Raw genomic sequence first — 18,814 nt, 5'->3', positions numbered from 1 at the left:
ATGCATTAAACAAGGAAAAAACCTTGTTGTTACACAAGGTTTTTCCTAATCAAAATTAGGTTTATTTCGCTTTTTCAATCACTGTTTCTAAGCTTGCTCGAAGATCTTTTAGTAAAGGTTCTCCAACTGTTTTATCTTTTGCTTTTGCTGCATCGAGATATTTTTGTGCATTTTCTTTTAGTTTATTATACTCTGCTTCTCCAAGTAATCCTTTAATATCTTCGCCAATTACATCAATGAATAAAGCACCTTCTAAAGCAGTTATAACAGATTTGTCTTCTCCCCAAAGTTCTTCACTTTCTTGATACTCCCCAAGAGCAATATTAGAGAATCCTCGAATGAAAGCCTTGTTTACTTGTTCAGGATTCAATGTAGCTACATCTGTTTGTAAATCAAATTGCTGAAGAATGAAAGCTGCTTCTTCTGGAGAATGGCCATTCAAATAGCTGTATAGCGATTGATAGAATGCCCAACCCTCTGCTTGTTCAATTTTTGCTACTACCTTATCTTTTTTCGCTTCATCTGCAGCTTTTGTTGCATAGCCATTTGGAATTGCCCCAGTTGCAAAATAGAAAGTTTTCATTAATGTTTTATCAACTACTTGCTTACCAAGCATGAATCCTAATTTATCATTAGATTCCACAGCTGTTTCAATCTCAGTAAATCCACCTGCAATTACATCCACCATATTCGTTCCATATGCTGCATCACGTTTTTCAACAGTTGTTTGTATAATCGCATAAAACTCTTTAGCTTCTTCGATTTCTTCTTTTACCTCTTCTTTATTATCCCAGTTCTCATCAATTTCTTTGAACTCATGTTTCATAGTCGTATAGAATACTTTTTGCATAAGTTTATCAAATAATTGCTTTACTACCACTTTATCCATAGAACCGTCTTTACCCGCTTGTAAAGCAGTTGTAATATGCTGATCTAATTTATCCTCAAATTCTGCATCTCTTTCTTGAACTAGTGTTTGAAGATTATTTGTATATAATTCGGTAACTTTATCATAATCTACTTCTTTACCCTCTTTAGCTTTTTCTAATTCAGTAACAGCCTCTTTAAAGACTTCTGAATAATTCACTTCTTCTACTTCTGCTGTCTCTGTTGATTCTTCTTTAGTCTCAGCCTGTTCCTCTTTTTTCTCTTCATTTGTTGAAGTTGTTTTACTTTCAGAATTACAGCCTGTCAAAACTGCACCTGCTAATAAAAAACTAGAAAAAATGGCTGCCAATTGTCTCTTTTTCATTGTATGTATCCCCCTGTAACCCCTAATTGAAAATGATTTTCATTCACAATTGCTATTATAGAGAGAATGATTATCACTGTCAATACAAATTCGTTAAATAAAATCTTTCATTCTCTTCATTTCCTAGAAAAATAAAAAAGGATGATTCAGATATCCTAAAAACGGATACTGAATCACCCTTTTTAATAATTATATTAAGCGTGCTTGCTTAAAAGGTTAGCAAGAGATTCTTTAGGTTGGAAACCTACCACTTTATCGACCACTTCACCGTTTTTCAACACTAGAAGAGTCGGAATGCTCATAACGCCAAATTTACCAGCAGTTTCTTGGTTTTCATCAACGTCAACTTTAACGATTTTTGCTTTGTCTGCCATTTCAGAGTCTAGCTCTTCAAGTACTGGAGCGATCATTTTACAAGGTCCGCACCAAGGAGCCCAGAAATCTACCAATACTAAGCCTTCGCTCGTTTCATTTGTAAAAGTTTGATCAGTTGCATTCACAATTGCCATATGACTAAATCCTCCTAATAAATAAATACTTTATAACTACAGACAGTATAACACTGCAGCCAAAAACTATGCTAATAATTTGTCTCGACTCATTTTATGCATTCTTTATTCCTTTTGGGACAACTAAATAGGTTCAAAAAAGGTCTTTAACACTTGAAAAACCCGGCAAATTCATGCCGGGTTAGATGGAATGTTATTAAGCGTTCACTTTTAGCTTTCTGAATTCTTCAGTCAGCATAGGTACAACTTCAAACAGGTCTCCTACGATTCCGTAGTCTGCTACTTTGAAGATATTAGCTTCTGGATCCTTGTTGATTGCCACAATTACCTTTGAGTTAGACATTCCGGCTAAGTGTTGGATCGCTCCAGAAATTCCACAAGCGATATATAAGTCAGGCGTTACTACTTTACCAGTTTGACCAATTTGAAGGGAATAATCGCAATAATCAGCATCACAAGCTCCACGAGATGCTCCTACAGCTCCTCCAAGTACGTTTGCAAGCTCCTTCAATGGGTTGAAGCCATCTTCGCTCTTCACGCCACGTCCACCAGCAATAACAACTTTTGCTTCTGAAAGGTCAACACCTTCACTTGCTTTGCGGACAACTTCCTTAATAATTGCACGAAGATCTTTAATCTCAACAGATAGTGATGATACATCTCCAGTGCGGGAAGCATCTTTTTCAAGTGGAGTAATATTGTTCGGACGAATCGTTGCGAAAATAAGACCGACTGTCACAATTTTCTTTTCAAACGCTTTTCCTGAATAGATTGGTCGAGTAAATACTAAGTTTCCGCCTTGCTCTTCGATTGCAGTAACGTCAGAAATCAAGCCAGAATTCAATTTTCCAGCTAAACGAGGAGCTAAGTCCTTCCCTAATGCAGTATGGCCAAGGATGATTCCTTCAGGCTTCTCCGATTCTACTACTGCTAGGAAAGCTTGTGAAAAGCCGTCAGACGTATAGTTTTGTAGCTTTTCATCTTCTACTGTAACAACTCTGTCAGCTCCATATTGTACAAGCTCATTTGCAACATTAGATACACCACTGCCAATTAATACACCTACAACTTCACCATTTTCAGATGCTAACTTTGCAGCAGCGATTGCTTCAAAAGATACGTTACGAAGGGAGTTATCACGAACCTCACCTAGTACGAGAATTTTTCTAGCCATTTATATAACCTCCTGTACTTGTTGTTTGATTTTTTGAATTAGATTACCTTTGCTTCAGTGTGTAGAAGTTTCACCAATTCTTGTACTTGATCTTTGATTTCACCATCAAGGATTCTTCCAGCTGCTTTTTGAGGTGGAAGGTATACTTCGATTGTTTTTGTTTTCGCTACTACATCATCTTCTTCTAAATCAAGGTCATCAAGTTCCAGTTCATCTAAAGGCTTCTTCTTAGCCTTCATGATTCCAGGAAGGGATGGATAACGAGGCTCATTCAAGCCTTGTTGAGCTGTTACCAGTAATGGAAGGGAAGTTTCAATCACTTCTGAATCCCCTTCTACATCACGCAATACCGTTGCAGTTGTTCCATCGATATCTAATTTGGTAATCGTAGTGATATAAGGAATGTTCAATAATTCTGCTACACGTGGACCAACTTGGCCAGAGCCACCATCAATCGCCACGTTTCCAGCTATGATTAAATCTGCATTTTTATCTTTTAAATATTCACCAAGGATTTTTGCAGTAGTGAATTGATCTCCTGCTTCTACATCATCTTCAATATTAATTAAAACTGCCTTGTCAGCACCCATAGCTAAAGCTGTACGAAGTTGCTTCTCTGCTTCTTCATTACCTACGGTTACAACTGTAACTTCGCCACCAAACGCATCACGCTTTTGGATTGCTTCTTCAACTGCATACTCATCGTATGGGTTGATAATGAATTCAGCGCCGTCTTCGTTAATTCGACCACCGGATAAAGTGATTTTTTCTTCCGTATCGAAAGTTCTTTTTAATAATACATAAATGTTCATGTAGTTCCCTCCCATTTTGTACGGTATTTTAGAAGATTTTGAATATTGATGGCAAAAAAATTATTTGCCGACAAATTGTGGTTCTCTTTTTTCAATAAAGGCACCAATGCCTTCTTTGGCATCCTCAGAAACAAAAACATGTCCAAAGACTGAAGCTTCTTTGTCTACCCCTTTGAAATAGTTTTCATGTTTAGTGAAATTTAATAATTCAATCGCTGCTTTTAAAGCAACTGGACTTTTCTTGGCGATGGATGTAGCTAATTCCTTTGCCTTAGCAGGAAGTTCTTCATCACTATAAGCATGGTTAGCTAACCCATATTGGACTGCTTCCACACCTGTAATTGGCTGGGAGGTAAAAAGCATCTCTGCAGCTTTTGGCATTCCTACATATCGTGGTAAGCGCTGCGATCCGGCAAACCCTGGAACCAATCCTAATTGTAGCTCAGGAAGTCCAAGTTTAGCTTTTTCGGTTACAAGTCGGATATGGCAAGACATGGCTAACTCTAATCCACCACCTAGTGCAGCTCCATGAATAGCAGCAATGACCGGTTTTGGAAATTGTTCAATTCTCTCAAAGAAATCTTGTCCGAGTTTAGCAAGTTTAGAGAATTCCTCACCTGATTCAATCGATGTGAATTCTTTAATGTCAGCTCCTGCTGAGAAGAATTTCCCTTCACCTTGAAGAAGAATAACCCTTACCTCATCATTGGATTCTAGTCCGTCAAATACGGATGAAAGCTCTTTCAAAACATGAGACGACAAAGCGTTAGCCGGAGGTCTTACTAAACTGATATAGGCAACTTTGTCTTCTATTGCGACCTTGACGAATTCCATGACAATCCCCCTTTTAACTAACCTAGTAAACTACTACCCTTCTTAGTATAAAAGTTTTTTCGATATATTACAAAAATAATTTATCAAAAAAGGCAGAATAATCTGCCCCCTTTTTTTTATTCATTAGAAGTTGTTCTTTGTCCGCAGCCATGGACAATGAGTTTATGTACCTCTGGCGCAAGATTTACTAGGTTGTATTTTTGGTCATTCATAACCCATGTGGTAACAGATTCATCAATGGTTCCGAAAATCATTTGTCTTCCAAGACGATAATTTAAATCAGCTCTCAACTCATTTTTTTCAACGCCATCTATTAATATCTGCTCTACAAGTTTTAAGTAACCTTTTAAAACTTCATTGATTTTAAGTCTTAGCTCCTTATTGGATTGCCTTATCTCCAGCTGTGTCACTATTGCAAGATGCGGATCCTCAGATAGCATACTGAAATGTTTCTCAACTAGTACGTAAAGCTTCTCGGATGTTGATGGAACATTTTTAATTTCTTCTTCAATTTTTTCTACAAAGTATCCCATCTTATCCTGAAATAGTGAAATTAATATATCTTCTTTATTTTTAAAATAAAGATAGATGGTTCCGTCAGCTACTCCAGCTTGCTTTGCAATCTTTGACACCTGAGCCTGGTGGTAGCCATGTTCAGCTATGACAACCACAGCTGCATCAATGATTTGCTTATATTTCGGTCGATTCTTTTTCAAAAAATCCTTCCCCTTTCAGAGAAATGAATGGATGATCACCCAATTACTGAATGAATACTCATTCATAATTTCATAATAGAATGTTGTCATTTCTCTGTCAAGAAAAAACTAAGATTTTCTATATTTTTACTCCATTCAAACTCTATCATCGTTTTCCAAGCTTGTCCAATAGGTGTTAGATACTCGCCTTAATGGCGAGCCTTTAAAGAAAGGTGGTTAATGATGAACTTATACTGCTTTCTAACTTTTGCCGCTACACTTATTCCTTAAAAATGCCTTAGACTACGCTCAAACTAAGCCTGCTTTTTCTCTTCAGACAACTTATTTTTTTCCTCTTCGACTAATGCCCTTCTCAGAATTTTCCCAACTGCTGTCTTTGGAAGCTCTTTTCTGATTTCATAATATCTCGGTACTTTAAAGGCTGCTAAATGCTTACGCGCAAAAGTATTTAATTCTTCCTCCGTCACGGTTCTTCCTTCTTTTAGTACGATATACGCTTTTACTGTTTCACCCCGGTAAGGATCGGGTATGCCAGCAACGACCACTTCTTGAACAGCTTCGTGCTCATACATGACTTCTTCCACTTCTCTAGGATATATGTTAAACCCTCCGGCGATAATCATATCTTTTTTGCGATCGACAATAAAGAAATAACCGTCTTCATTCACGTAACCAAGATCTCCGGTTAAGAAATACCCATTTTTAAACGTCATTGCAGTTTCTTCTGGACGATTCCAATAACCCTTCATTACTTGGGGACCTTTGATTCCAACCTCGCCTATTTCATTTGGTCCTAAAGGCTCACCAGTCTCGAATGACAATATGGCAGCATCTGTGTCAGGCCATGGAACTCCAATGCTTCCTTTTACACGTGGACGGTCCCATAGGAAATTGGCATGTGTAACTGGGGAGGTTTCTGTTAAACCATAACCCTCAACTACCTTGCCACCCGTTACTTTTTCAAAGTTCTCTTGGACTTCCACCGGTAGTGGCGCCGAACCGCTAATACAAGAATCAATGGATGAAAGGTCATATTTTTTAATATCAGGATGATTCAGCAAGGCAATGTATATGGTAGGTGCTCCAGGGAACAACGTCGGGCGTTGCTTATCAATCGTTTTCAAGGTCGTTTCAGCATCGAATTTAGGCAGAAGAATCATCTTATAGCCTTCCATTATGGACAAGATCATTACTGCTGTCATTCCATATACATGAAAGAATGGTAGTATACCAAGAACACTCTCTTCTCCTTTTTTACATTTATACATCCAAGTAGTACACATTTTTGTATTTGCAATTAGATTTTTATGCGTGAGGATAACTCCTTTAGGAAAACCTGTAGTCCCACCTGTATATTGAAGGATGGCAATATCCTCTTCAAAGTCGAACTCATAAGGTATTTCTATTGAAGAAGATTGTTTTAGAATTTCAGTAAGTAAATGATGTTTACCTGAATGCTCGACCTTCACGGAGATACCTAGCTGTTTTTTCTGAATAAATGGGTAGATTAAATTTTTTGGGAATGGTAAATAGTCTTTGATAGCGGTAACAATAATATGTTCAAGTTTAGTATTTGGCATCACCTTTGAAACTCGTGGAAACAGGGCATCCATGGTTATGATGATTTTGGCACCTGAATCCTGCATTTGATACTCCAGTTCACGTTCCATGTATAATGGATTTGTTTGAACAACAACACCACCAGCTAAAAGAACTCCAAAGAATGAAATGACCGAGGATGGCATATTAGGCAACATGATAGCCACTCGATCGCCTTTTTGAATCCCTAGTTTTTTCAAGTAATTTGCTAATTTGAGAGAAGCATCATACACTTCTTGGAAAGTATGTTCTTTACCCAAAAAATGAATCGATGTTTTATTAGGGTATAGTTGTGCAACTTCTTTCAGTAAGCTTTGTATTGGCTTGGTTTCGTATGTCAAAGTTGGAGGTATTTCAGCAGGATAATTCTTTAGCCAAACTTTTTCAACCATTGTATTCCCTCCTTAAATATATTTAATTTTCTAACTTTTCTATCTTATTATAATATAGTGTACTTTTAGTGACAATTAGAAGGTTAGTTCCATTGTCATGTTTTTACAATAGACTCTTTTCGCATAGATTGTTGTTTTGAAACAATAAAGTTTGTCCGTTGATTGCGACGAGATGTACTTGCTTTCCGTGGGAGGGATTGGCGCCGCGATACCGCCATTGTGAGGTCTCCCACTTCCCAATTTTTCCCGCTAGAGTCAAGTGCCTTTGCTTCAATCAACTCTGATCGTTAAAGTTAAATTAAACTAATAAAGAAACAAACTTTACAAAAACAACTTTACGAAAAAACCCTTTCATTACCATCGTATTCCAAACAGCGATTATTCAGAATCAATTGCATACCTTGCCAAAATCAATGGACAGGACCTTTTTACAATTAAATTAAGGTAATTGTATGAAAAAACGGATAGAGAAGAGTCCTCTATCCGTCTAGTAGTTATGAAGTTAAGTAAAGAACAACATGTAGATGATTCCAATCGCTATAAATCCGCCGCAGCAAACTAATAGGACTTTTGCTAGTTTTTCCACATTCCCTCTCCTTTACGATATTCCAGCTCCAATGACATAAGATAATCCTACAGAAATGGATAAAGAAATGAATCCAACTGCACGGTTATCTTTTTCGATTTCTTCATCTATTTTAAAACCTGGTGTCAAAAATTCATAGATGAAATATCCTGCCAAAAGAAGGATAAAGCCAAAGATTCCCCAACCTACCATATCAATCAATGAATCATGCTGACTGATGGAATGCCTAAAAATATTGGCGATACCAAAGATTTTGCCACCCGTAGCCATAGCAACTGAAAGATTACCCTTTTTAATTTCTTCCCAGTTCCGATATTTGGTGACCAATTCGAATACTGCCAGAAAAACAAACGCACACAAGATAACAACGCTAAAATAGGCGGATATTTGAATAAATTCATTCTCCCAAAAGGAATTCATGGCAATCTCCTACTTTACTTAAATTCTACTATGGTCACGCCAGTGCCACCTTCGCCCGCTTCACCGAATCTAATTCGCTTCACTGAACGGTGATATTTCAAATATTCCTGAACACCTTGTCTTAGAGCTCCGGTTCCCTTACCGTGAATAATGGACACTCTTGGGTATCCTGCAAGTAAAGAATCATCAATATATTTTTCAACACGTAATATGGCGTCTTCAAATCTTTCTCCACGTAAATCCAATTCTAGATTGACATGGAATTCTTTCCCTCGAACTGTAGCAAGCGGCTTCGTCTCCACTTGTTTTGGACGGCTCAAGTACTCAAGATCTCTTTCTTTTACCTTCATTTTCAAAATGCCAATCTGGACGTTCCATTCATCACTTGTCGCTTTTTCTATCAGATGACCCTTCTGACCAAATGTGAGAACTTTCACTTCATCCCCAGGCTGTAATTCCCTTTTGGTTTGCTGAGTGACGGTTTTCTTTTTCTTAGTGATCTTAGGAACCGCTTCTTCCATACGTTTACGCGCTTCAATAAGTTCATGTTCCTTCACTTCTGCATTCTTTTGAATGCGCAATTCCCGAAGTTCTCTAATGATCTTCTCTGAATCTTCTTTTGCTTTTTCTACAAGGCGTTGGGCATCTAGCTCTGCTTTTTCCATAAGTGCATCTTTTCGCTCGTAATACTCCATCATTTGCTTTTGTAAATCTTTATGAAGCATTTCTGAAGTTTTTAGGAATTCATTTGCTTCTTCTCTAGCTTCCTCGGCCTGTTTTCTGCTTTTTTCTAATGAAGCAATCATGTTTTCTACTTTATTCGTTTCTTCCCCAATATAGCCACGTGCATTTTCAATCACGGATTCCTCTAGACCTAACCGTTTTGAAATTTCAAAAGCGTTACTTCTTCCTGGTACTCCAATCAGAAGTTTATAGGTTGGGCTAAGTGTTTCTACATTAAATTCAACGCTTGCATTCACAACACCTTCGCGATTATATCCGTAGGCTTTCAGTTCAGGATAGTGAGTAGTCGCAATAATCCGAGCTCCACGACCGTATACCTCATCGAGGATTGAAATCGCAAGTGCAGCCCCTTCCTGCGGATCGGTCCCTGCCCCTAATTCATCGAACAAAACAAGACTTTCATCATCCACTTTCTTTAAGATATCCACGATATTTACCATATGAGATGAAAATGTACTTAAGCTCTGTTCAATTGATTGCTCGTCACCGATATCAGCATATACAGTTTGGAAGACAGCTGCTTCTGAACCATCCAAAGCAGGAATTTGCAAACCAGACTGTGCCATTAAGGTTAAAAGGCCAACCGTTTTCAACGTAACTGTTTTCCCCCCAGTGTTTGGTCCAGTTATGACGATGGCTGTAAAGTCTTCTCCTAAATAAATGTCATTTGCCACTGCTTCTTCACGTGGCAAAAGTGGATGCCTAGCCTTGAATAGCTTAATCCGACCTTCATTATTTAGATTAGGTTTTGATGCCTTCAATTCTTTTGCAAATCGAGCTTTGGCAAACATGAAATCCATTTTACCTAAAACTTTAACATTTTGGAGGATTTCATGTGTATATTCACCCACTGTGACAGTCAATTGAATTAGGATGCGCTCAACTTCTTGCTGCTCTTGCATTCTGATTTCAGAAAGCTGGTTGTTTAGCTGAACAATACTCTGAGGCTCGATGAACAATGTCTGTCCAGAAGAAGACTGATCATGAATGATTCCTCCATAATGAGAACGATATTCCTGTTTCACGGGGATAACGAAACGGTCATTACGGATAGTAACGATGGCATCAGACAACATCTTCTGAGCATTGGTTGAGCGAATCATGCTTTCAAGCTTTTCTCGGACACGTGCCTCATTTGAACGTAGCTGACTTCGTAAAGTACGGAGCTTATCACTCGCTGAATCAAGTACTTCTCCCTGTTCACCTATAGCATCAAATATATGCTTTTCAATATCATGTAAATCAAATAGAGTATGAATAGTTTCATCCATCAACGGAAGCTCAATATCATCTTCCAGCATTTCATCAATGAACTTCGTTAATCTTCTGCCTGCTCTTAAGGTAGAGGCCGTTTCCATTAATTCCTGAGGGCTTAACATGCCTCCGATTTGTGCACGCTTTGCATGTGGACGGATATCAAATATCCCTCCTAGCGGTACATTTCCTTTCAAACGAATGACTTTTGCTGCCTCATCCGTTTCTTCCTGCCAAACCACTACTTCATCAAAGTTGATGGATGGCATTAAATGCTCAGCTTGGTCCCTCCCAAGAGATGAGGACACATATTTCAAAAGCTGTTCACGTATTTTATGGAACTCCAATGTTTTCAACACTTTATGATGCATGGAGAGAGATCCTCCTCAAGTAATTTCAGTCATTTCTTTTTAAAAATGCCATTAGTTCTTCACTGCTTTTTGTGTTTAATACAGAGTTTTTAGGAATCCATGCCTTTTTTGCTGTGGATACCCCGATTGGCATATGTTCAAGCATTGCCGTATGATGGGCGTCTGTATTAATGACAAGCGCGACGCCTGCTTCCTGTGCTTTCTTTAAATGCTCAGGAGCCAAATCAAGCCTGTTAGGGTTTGCATTCAGTTCAAGAGCTGTATTTGTTTCTTTTGCTAGTTCAATCAACATGTCCATGTCCACCTCATAGCCAGAACGTCTTCCAATAAGACGTCCTGTTGGATGGGCAATGATATCCACATGGGCATTTAATAAAGCCGTCTTTAACCGTTCCATAATCTTTTCTTTAGGCTGTGAAAAACTAGAATGGATAGAAGCTATGACAATATCCATATCTTTTAAGAGCTCGTCATCATAATCTAATGAACCATCTGGTAGGATGTCCATTTCTACTCCAGATAAAATTAGGATATCATCATATTTCTTATTCAATTCTTTTATATATTCTCGCTGTTCACGAAGCCTCTCAGGTGTCAGGCCATTTGCAACCTTTAAATATTGAGAATGATCCGTAATTGCCATGTACGAATAACCTTTCGTACGGCATGCTTCTATCATCTCTTCAATCGAGTAAGCCCCATCGCTCCAAGTGGAGTGCATATGAAGATCACCTTGTATATCGTCTAGCGTCACAATATTCTCAAAATCATGACTGTGCTCAATTTCCTTTCCATCCTCCCTAGCTTCAGGAGGTATGAAGGATAGATCGAAATGGGCAAAGAATTCTTTTTCCGATTCAAAAGTAAGAATCTCACCAGTCTCTAAATTCTCAACACCGTACTCGCTTATTTTTTCTCCTCGGTCCTTTGCGATTTGACGCATTCTTACATTATGGTCTTTCGAACCTGTGAAATGGTGAAGAGTTGTAATAAATTCATGGGGCTTCACTAGTCGAAAATCGACAGAAAGGTCATATTGATGGGCTAGAACAATAGAAACCTTTGTATCTCCACCTGCCACAACATCCTTTATGTTGGCCATGGACAGTAAATGTTCTTTCACAATGTCTGGTTTTTCTGTAGCGATGATATAATCTAAATCCTTTACTGTCTCGCGCATTCTTCTGAGACTGCCAGCACGTGAAAATCTTACAATGCCTTCTACTGATTCCAAATAATCTTCAATATTGGCAGCGATCGGCAAAACTAAGGCTAATGGTAACCTGTCAGGTCTCGATCCCACTTCTTTTAATGCAGCCAAAATTTTCTCTTCTGTTTTTTTTCCAAACCCTGCAAGAGCTTGTACTTTATTAGCTTCGCATGCTTCCTTTAATTCATCTGCATTGGTAATATTCAATTCTTGATAGAGCTTAGCAATTTTTTTGCCACCTAAACCTTGGAGTTGCAAAAGAGGGATCAATCCTTTTGGCACTTCTTCTTGCAGTTCCTTTAAAGGTGTGGACATACCCGTTTCAATAAACTCTTCGATGACAGAAGCCGTCCCTTTCCCAATCCCAGATAGAGCTGTAAAATCTTGAATTTCTGAAAGACTTCGATCATCTGTTTCCAATGCTTGTGCAGCTTTTCTAAAAGCAGAGGTTTTAAAAGGGTTTTCACCCTTTAATTCCATATATATTGCTATCTTTTCTAGCAACTTAATGACATCTTTTTTATTTACTGGCATTGTTTATCACCTACCAATAGTGTAATTTGATACATCTAAACCTTAAGATTTTTCTATCTATTTAAAGATACCTATTGTGGAGTTAAAGTACAAGGAAGTGGGATTTAATATCTACATATTGTTACTTCACTGCTGTTGTAATTTACGGTTAGTACAAAAAAGACCTTCCTCCCCTTAATACGAAATGGCTGCTTAAAAGTTGCATATGACAGCCATTTTTTCGCCTAAGGTGCAAGTAGGTCTTAAGAAGGCATATGATTAAACCATAAATCTTTAACTTTATCCGAAAACAACGGTGTATTCTTTACAATCGATTGAGCAAAAAATGACTCATGGATTTGATTTTGGATGATTTCTATCGGCAAAAGTGCAGCTATGTATACTAGTATAAACATGATAAGATAGACTTCAGCGAGTCCTAAAACTCCTCCACCCCATCTATTCAAGGTTTTGAGAATTGGGAAATGGGCAATGAAATCAAGCATCGATCCAATCATTTGCCATAGTATTTTAACAGCAAAGAATATCGCTGCAAATGCAATCGCATTATAGTAGGCTAAATCCAATCCTATTGTGTCAAAGAGCATATTAAATGACCCTTTGGCTCCCATGCTAGGGAACGGAATCCATAGCTTCAGTTTTGGTGCTAGTTCATCGTAATACATATAGGCAGCTATAAAAGCCACAAAAAAGCCAGTCAAATGAATAAATTGAAGAATGAAACCTCTTTTTAGGCCTACAATGGCTCCAATCAGAAGGATGGTTAATATCACTAAGTCAAGCATGGAATTCATTCCTTTTCATTTCTTTGTTCCAGTTGTTCATAATGAGATAACTGGTCTTTTACCTTAATATAATCGTGGATTGCGTTCACGGCTGTCAAAACTGCTAGTTTGCTACTATCAAGCGACGGATTCTTGGCACTGATTTCGCGCATTTTATCGTCAACCATTGAGGCAACCAGTCGGATATGGCTGGAGCTCTCAGCTCCGACGATTGTATATTGTTGTCCATATATATCAACTGTAATTTTAGTTTTTTTCATGTCTGACAAGGTGAAGCCCCCAATCTAAAGAATCCTAATCTCTATAATAACATGAAGTTTTTCAGCTTAAAAGAGAGACGCTATCTATTAAGGTCTCATTTTTGCAATAAAATGTAAATTCCTAGAATTTTTGCCCTAATTACCTGAAAAAAGGAGAAAAATAATGTCCCATGTAGTATTAATGCTTACTCAACAAAAAATCGAGACTATGAAAAAACATTATATGAATGACTTGTCTCCCACTTCCCCACCAGGAAGCGTATTTTCAGCAAAGCCTACATCTTGTACAGTTACTGCCTACAAATCTGGGAAGGTATTGTTTCAAGGCTCCCGAGCAGAAGCAGAAGCGAAACAATGGATGTCTGAATCCATATCTCCATCTAATTCAACACAAAAGAAATCAATATCTTCAAGTGTTAAAAAACATGCCTATTCGCCGCCTGCCACAATTGGAGAAATGTCTTTAATCGGATCAGATGAGGTAGGGACAGGGGACTTTTTTGGCCCTATCACGGTAGCAGCTGCCTATGTACCAAAAGAAAAAATCTCTCTATTAAAAGAGCTGGGTGTCAAGGATTCAAAAAATCTAAAGGATCCTCAAATTCTAGAAATTGCTTCTCAGCTTAAACATGCAATTAGCTTCAGCCTACTTGTACTCGACAACACCAAGTACAATGAATTGCAATCAAAAGGAATGTCCCAAGGAAAAATCAAAGCCTATTTACATAACCTTGCCATCAAGAATTTATTAAAAAAAATTGACCCTGTCACTCCAGAGGCAATCTTGATAGACCAATTCGCACAACCTGACGTGTTCTTCAATTACCTTAAGGGGCAGGAGCTATTCAAAGGTGAAAAAGTCTATTTAAGTACAGGTGCTGAAAGCCTTCATGTAGCTGTTGCAGCAGCTTCGATTTTAGCTCGTGCAGCATTTGTCAAACAGTTCGAACTACTTAGTGAAAAAGCAGGCTTTAAACTTCCAAAAGGAGCGGGCCCACAGGTTGATCAAGCCGCAGCTAAGCTTATCATCGCTAAAGGCACAGGCTCTCTACATGAATATACAAAAGTCCATTTTGCGAATACCGAGAAGGCGAAGGCCATTTTAAATAAGAAACGTAACTAAAAAAATGAATGCTGATGGTTGGGTATTACCCGTCCATCAGCATTATTTATTATTTAAGACATTTTTTATCATATTGTTAAACAAACCATGCCAACCTTTCATATTGGACCTAGCTCCTTTGCTGCCAATTTATTTATTCCTAAAGTAAAATAAAAAAAGACCGCCTAACTTTTCACAGTTAGAACGGCCCTCCTTTATTTATTATCCACGCATTTCCGCGCCTTTTGCTTTTACTGCATCCAGGACTTTATTATGTGCTTTTGTTACTTCTTCGTCCGTCAACGTTTTCTCTGGATCAGAATAACGTAGGGAATAGGCAATGGATTTCTTGCCTTCCTCCATTCGATCGCCTTCATAAAGATCAAAAATGGAAACTTCCTTCAGAAGTTTACCAGCCGCTTCTGTGATGATTGATTTCAACTCAGATGCAGGCATATCCTTATTTACAACTAGTGCAATATCACGAGTGATAGAAGGGAAACGAGGGATCGTCTCATATCCAATCGGAGCAACTTCTGCTTCTAGCAATGATTTTAGCGATAATTCGAATACATAGGTGTCTTTCAAATCCAGATCCTTTTGTACATTTGGATGTACTTGACCTACAAATCCAATGTAAGAACCATTCAATTTTACTTGTGCTGTTCTTCCAGGATGCATGCCTTCCATCTCTACTGCAGCATACTCAATTTGGTCAGACAATCCGAGATGATTGAACATTCCTTCTAAAATACCTTTTGCCACATAGAAGTCTACCGGGTTCTTCTCACCTTGCCATGGGTGTGAATGCCATAAGCCCGTGATTGCACCAGCCACATGTTCTTTTTCAACAGGTAGTTCATCGGATGTCGTTTTTAAGAATACAGCACCTGTCTCATACAGTGCTATTGAATCAGTTTGACGGGCTACATTGTATTTTAATACTTCTAAGAGCTGAGGCACGATGCTTAGACGCAATGTGCTGCGATCTTCGCTCATCGGCATTGCAAGACGAATGGGCTCAGCATTCTCAATCGCATATTGAGTTGATTTTTCTACCGTCGTTAGTGAATAAGTAACCGCTTGGTAAAGGCCAGCTCCTTCTAAATAACGACGTACTTTTCTGCGCTTTAATTGATAGGAAGATAATTTCCCTGGTGTTGCAGCAGCAACCGGAAGAGTTTTCGGGATATTGTCATATCCGTACATACGTGCAACTTCTTCTATTAAATCTTCCTCAATGGAGATATCGCCACGACGAGTTGGAGCAGTTACAGTTATTTCTTCCCCTTCTACTGTTGCTTCAAATTGTAGGCGAATAAAAATATCCTGAACTTCTTTCATCGTTAATTCAGTTCCAAGACGTGCATTGATTTTCGAAAGTGTCACAGACACAACTGCAGGTTCAACCTGTAGGCTATCAACCTCTACTGAGCCTGAAAGAACCGTTCCTCCCGCATATTGTTCCATCAGATAGGCCGCTCGTTCCGCTGCTAAACGAACACGGTTTGGATCAACCCCTTTTTCAAAACGGGCACTTGCTTCACTTCTTAAACCATGATCTTTTGAGGCTTTACGAATAGTTGCACCTGTGAAATAAGCAGATTCTAAAAGTACTGTTGTCGTTGTTTCAACAACCTCAGAGTTCGCTCCACCCATTACTCCAGCCAATGCGACTGGTTCTTGCCCATTTGTAATCAATAGATGGTCAGCCTTTAATGTACGTTCCGCATCATCTAGCGTAGTGATTTTTTCACTTTCATTCGCTTTTCGTACAAGAATTTCTTTTGAGCCTAAACGATCATAATCAAATGCATGCAACGGTTGACCGTATTCTAACAATACAAAGTTCGTAATATCTACGATGTTATTGTGCGGACGAATTCCGCTAGCCATTAACAAAGTTTGCATCCAAAGTGGTGAAGGTCCCACTTTTACGTCTTTGATCACTTTTGCTACATATAATGGATTGTCTAGTTTTGCTTCAACGTTTACCGTGATATAATCAGATGCCTTTTCAGTACCTTCTTGAACTGGAGCTTCTGGCCATTTCACATCTCTTCCTAGAATCGCAGCAACCTCATATGCTACCCCAATCATACTTAGGCAGTCTGCCCGGTTAGGAGTCAATCCTAATTCAAGAATTTCATCATCCAGCCCAAGCTGTTCTAGAGCATCCAAACCTACTTCAACATCATTCGGGAATACGAAAATGCCTGTTGAATAGTCTTTGGCAATAAGCTTGCTTTCGATCCCAAGCTCCGTTAAAGAGCAGATCATTCCAAGAGAAACCTCTCCACGTAGCTTCGCTTTTTTAATTTTGAAGTTACCTGGAAGGACTGCTCCTACTTTCGCAACAGCCACTTTTTGCCCTTTATCGACGTTTGCTGCACCACAGATAATTTGAACAGGCTCTTCTTCTCCAACATCGACTAGACATTTATTTAACTTATCCGCTTCTGGGTGCTTCTCTTTCTCTAATACATGACCTACAACCACACCAGAAATTCCAGCGCTTTTCTTTTCAACACCTTCTACCTCAATACCACTTTTCGTAATCTTTTCTGCAAGCTCTTCAGCAGAAACACCATTTAAATCCACATACTGCTGTAGCCATTTATATGAAACAAACATTGTCATCCTCCTCAATTGGAAATCAGTATTTAAGCTTAGTTCCCTTATCCTTCGTGACGTTCGAATTGTTTTAAGAAGCGCACATCATTTGTATAGAAATGACGGATGTCATCAATTCCATACTTTAACATCGCAATACGTTCTGGTCCCATACCGAAAGCAAACCCAGAATACTTCTTAGAATCGAATCCAGCCATTTCTAATACATTTGGATGCACCATCCCAGCCCCAAGGATTTCGATCCAGCCAGTTCCTTTACATACGCTACAGCCTTTTCCACCACAAATTTTACAAGAAATGTCCATTTCTACTGATGGCTCAGTGAATGGGAAGAAGCTTGGGCGTAGACGGATTTCACGATCTTCTCCAAACATTTTCTTTGCAAAAACTTCCAATGTTCCCTTTAAATCGCTCATGCGAACATTTTCATCGATGACAAGGCCTTCGATTTGCATGAATTGATGGGAGTGTGTTGCATCATCATTGTCACGACGATACACTTTTCCAGGACAAATAATCTTTACTGGTCCTTTCCCTTCATGCTTTTCCATCGTTCTTGCCTGTACAGGAGAAGTATGGGTACGGAGCAAGATTTCTTCAGTAATATAGAAAGAGTCCTGCATATCACGTGCTGGATGCCCCTTCGGAAGGTTCAAAGCTTCAAAGTTATAGTAATCTTTTTCTACTTCAGGACCTTCTGCCACCTGATAGCCCATCCCGATAAATAAGTCTTCAATTTCTTCAATCACTTTAGTAAGAGGATGATGATTTCCTACTTTTACTGGTCTACCAGGCAAAGTCACATCAATTTTTTCTGCTGCCAATTTCGCCTCTACAGCTGCAGCTTCCATTGTAGCCTGTTTACTTTCAATCTTTTCTGCAATGGCTTCTCTCACATCGTTTGCAAGTGCTCCGATTATTGGACGCTCTTCTGCAGAAAGCTTACCCATACCACGTAAAACTTCCGTGATTGGACCTTTCTTCCCTAAATACGATACGCGGATATCATTCAATTCCTTTAAATCAGCCGCTGCTTCAACCTTAGCAATCGCTTCAGCTTGCAACTCTTGTAAACGTTCCTGCATCTTTCTTCCTCCTTATTTACACTGCTTTTTATTTGAATAGCAGTATTATGTAATTTTTTGAAAAGCTCTGTTAAACAGGGCTGTTGATTTCCGTTCCAGGCACTCGCTTTCCGCGGGGCGGGCGGTGAGCCTCCTCGGCACAATGCGCCTGTGGGGTCTCACCTGTCCCGCTTCTCCCGCAGGAGTCGAGCGCCTTCCACTCCAATCAACTTAGTGGATAAATTAACAATAAGCTTTAACAGATCTTTTTGAAATACAAAAAAACCTCAATCCCAAAAAGGGACGAGGTTTTATATCGCGGTACCACCCTTGTTAGCACACAGGAGGTACCTGTATACTCACTTCATTGGATAACGGCATAATGCCGATGCACCTTTACGCAAAATGCGGTCCCGGTGCCGACTACAGAGGTGAACTTCACATATTGTCTACATAAAAATGCTCTCAGTCTTAGGCATTTTCTCCCTGAATGCTTTCAAATAGCTACTTTTCTCTATCAACGTCTTTTTATTATGAAAGATTTCCTTAACCCATTATAGTC

Annotated in this window: 15 protein-coding genes and 1 other annotated feature; of the genes, 1 reads left to right on the top strand and 14 read right to left on the bottom strand. The window is 38.8% G+C overall.

Annotation, left to right across the window (positions count from 1 at the left end; genetic code table 11):
* Window positions 1-61: 61 nt before the first annotated feature.
* From G3O09_RS09800 to zapA, 12 genes are all read right to left on the bottom strand, one after another.
* The gene (locus G3O09_RS09800) at window positions 62-1,252 is read right to left on the bottom strand and encodes a hypothetical protein (protein ID WP_163101294.1); all 1,191 of its coding nucleotides are present in this window, start codon (window positions 1,250-1,252) and stop codon (window positions 62-64) included.
* 194 nt (window positions 1,253-1,446) lie between these two features.
* On the bottom strand, window positions 1,447-1,761 hold the full coding sequence (gene trxA / locus G3O09_RS09795; protein ID WP_163101293.1) for a thioredoxin: 315 nt from the start codon (window positions 1,759-1,761) through the stop codon (window positions 1,447-1,449).
* A 196-nt stretch (window positions 1,762-1,957) separates the two neighbouring features.
* Window positions 1,958-2,935 carry an electron transfer flavoprotein subunit alpha/FixB family protein gene (locus G3O09_RS09790; protein ID WP_163101292.1) on the bottom strand — a complete coding sequence of 326 codons (978 nt, stop codon included), beginning with the start codon at window positions 2,933-2,935 and terminating at the stop codon, window positions 1,958-1,960.
* Between the two features lie 38 nt (window positions 2,936-2,973).
* Window positions 2,974-3,747, bottom strand: coding sequence for an electron transfer flavoprotein subunit beta/FixA family protein (locus G3O09_RS09785; RefSeq protein ID WP_163101291.1), 774 nt, complete (start codon window positions 3,745-3,747; stop codon window positions 2,974-2,976).
* A gap of 60 nt (window positions 3,748-3,807) precedes the next feature.
* On the bottom strand, window positions 3,808-4,581 hold the full coding sequence (locus G3O09_RS09780; RefSeq protein WP_163101290.1) for an enoyl-CoA hydratase: 774 nt from the start codon (window positions 4,579-4,581) through the stop codon (window positions 3,808-3,810).
* Window positions 4,582-4,697: 116 nt separating this feature from the next.
* Window positions 4,698-5,297 carry a TetR/AcrR family transcriptional regulator gene (locus G3O09_RS09775; protein ID WP_163101289.1) on the bottom strand — a complete coding sequence of 200 codons (600 nt, stop codon included), beginning with the start codon at window positions 5,295-5,297 and terminating at the stop codon, window positions 4,698-4,700.
* 293 nt (window positions 5,298-5,590) lie between these two features.
* Window positions 5,591-7,288 carry an AMP-binding protein gene (locus G3O09_RS09770; RefSeq protein WP_163101288.1) on the bottom strand — a complete coding sequence of 566 codons (1,698 nt, stop codon included), beginning with the start codon at window positions 7,286-7,288 and terminating at the stop codon, window positions 5,591-5,593.
* Window positions 7,289-7,886: 598 nt separating this feature from the next.
* Window positions 7,887-8,294, bottom strand: coding sequence for a DUF350 domain-containing protein (locus G3O09_RS09765; RefSeq protein ID WP_163101287.1), 408 nt, complete (start codon window positions 8,292-8,294; stop codon window positions 7,887-7,889).
* A 14-nt stretch (window positions 8,295-8,308) separates the two neighbouring features.
* Window positions 8,309-10,663 (bottom strand): endonuclease MutS2, encoded by a 2,355-nt coding sequence (locus G3O09_RS09760; protein WP_163101286.1) that lies wholly within the window; start codon window positions 10,661-10,663, stop codon window positions 8,309-8,311.
* Window positions 10,664-10,688: 25 nt separating this feature from the next.
* Window positions 10,689-12,407, bottom strand: a complete 1,719-nt coding sequence (polX, locus tag G3O09_RS09755; RefSeq protein WP_163101285.1) for a DNA polymerase/3'-5' exonuclease PolX — start codon at window positions 12,405-12,407, stop codon at window positions 10,689-10,691.
* A 242-nt stretch (window positions 12,408-12,649) separates the two neighbouring features.
* Window positions 12,650-13,192: a CvpA family protein gene (locus tag G3O09_RS09750; RefSeq protein WP_163101284.1), complete on the bottom strand. Its 543-nt coding sequence runs from the start codon at window positions 13,190-13,192 to the stop codon at window positions 12,650-12,652.
* Window positions 13,193-13,197: 5 nt separating this feature from the next.
* Window positions 13,198-13,461 carry a cell division protein ZapA gene (gene zapA / locus G3O09_RS09745; RefSeq protein ID WP_163101283.1) on the bottom strand — a complete coding sequence of 88 codons (264 nt, stop codon included), beginning with the start codon at window positions 13,459-13,461 and terminating at the stop codon, window positions 13,198-13,200.
* A 154-nt stretch (window positions 13,462-13,615) separates the two neighbouring features.
* Between zapA and rnhC the strand changes: the two genes are divergently transcribed.
* Window positions 13,616-14,575 carry a ribonuclease HIII gene (gene rnhC, locus G3O09_RS09740; RefSeq protein WP_163101282.1) on the top strand — a complete coding sequence of 320 codons (960 nt, stop codon included), beginning with the start codon at window positions 13,616-13,618 and terminating at the stop codon, window positions 14,573-14,575.
* 201 nt (window positions 14,576-14,776) lie between these two features.
* On the opposite strand, the gene pheT is transcribed toward rnhC, so the two are convergent.
* The gene (gene pheT, locus G3O09_RS09735; RefSeq protein ID WP_163101281.1) at window positions 14,777-17,188 is read right to left on the bottom strand and encodes a phenylalanine--tRNA ligase subunit beta; all 2,412 of its coding nucleotides are present in this window, start codon (window positions 17,186-17,188) and stop codon (window positions 14,777-14,779) included.
* Window positions 17,189-17,232: 44 nt separating this feature from the next.
* Window positions 17,233-18,273, bottom strand: a complete 1,041-nt coding sequence (gene pheS / locus G3O09_RS09730) for a phenylalanine--tRNA ligase subunit alpha (protein ID WP_163101280.1) — start codon at window positions 18,271-18,273, stop codon at window positions 17,233-17,235.
* Window positions 18,274-18,548: 275 nt separating this feature from the next.
* Window positions 18,549-18,782: a binding site (T-box leader), on the bottom strand.
* Between the last annotated feature and the right edge of the window lie 32 nt (window positions 18,783-18,814).

Source organism: Peribacillus alkalitolerans, from assembly GCF_010882125.1.
Taxonomy (GTDB): Bacteria; Bacillota; Bacilli; order Bacillales; family DSM-1321; genus Bacillus_BN; species Bacillus_BN alkalitolerans.
Note: the sequence above shows the minus strand (reverse complement) of the source record. Positions and strands in the feature narration are given on the sequence as shown.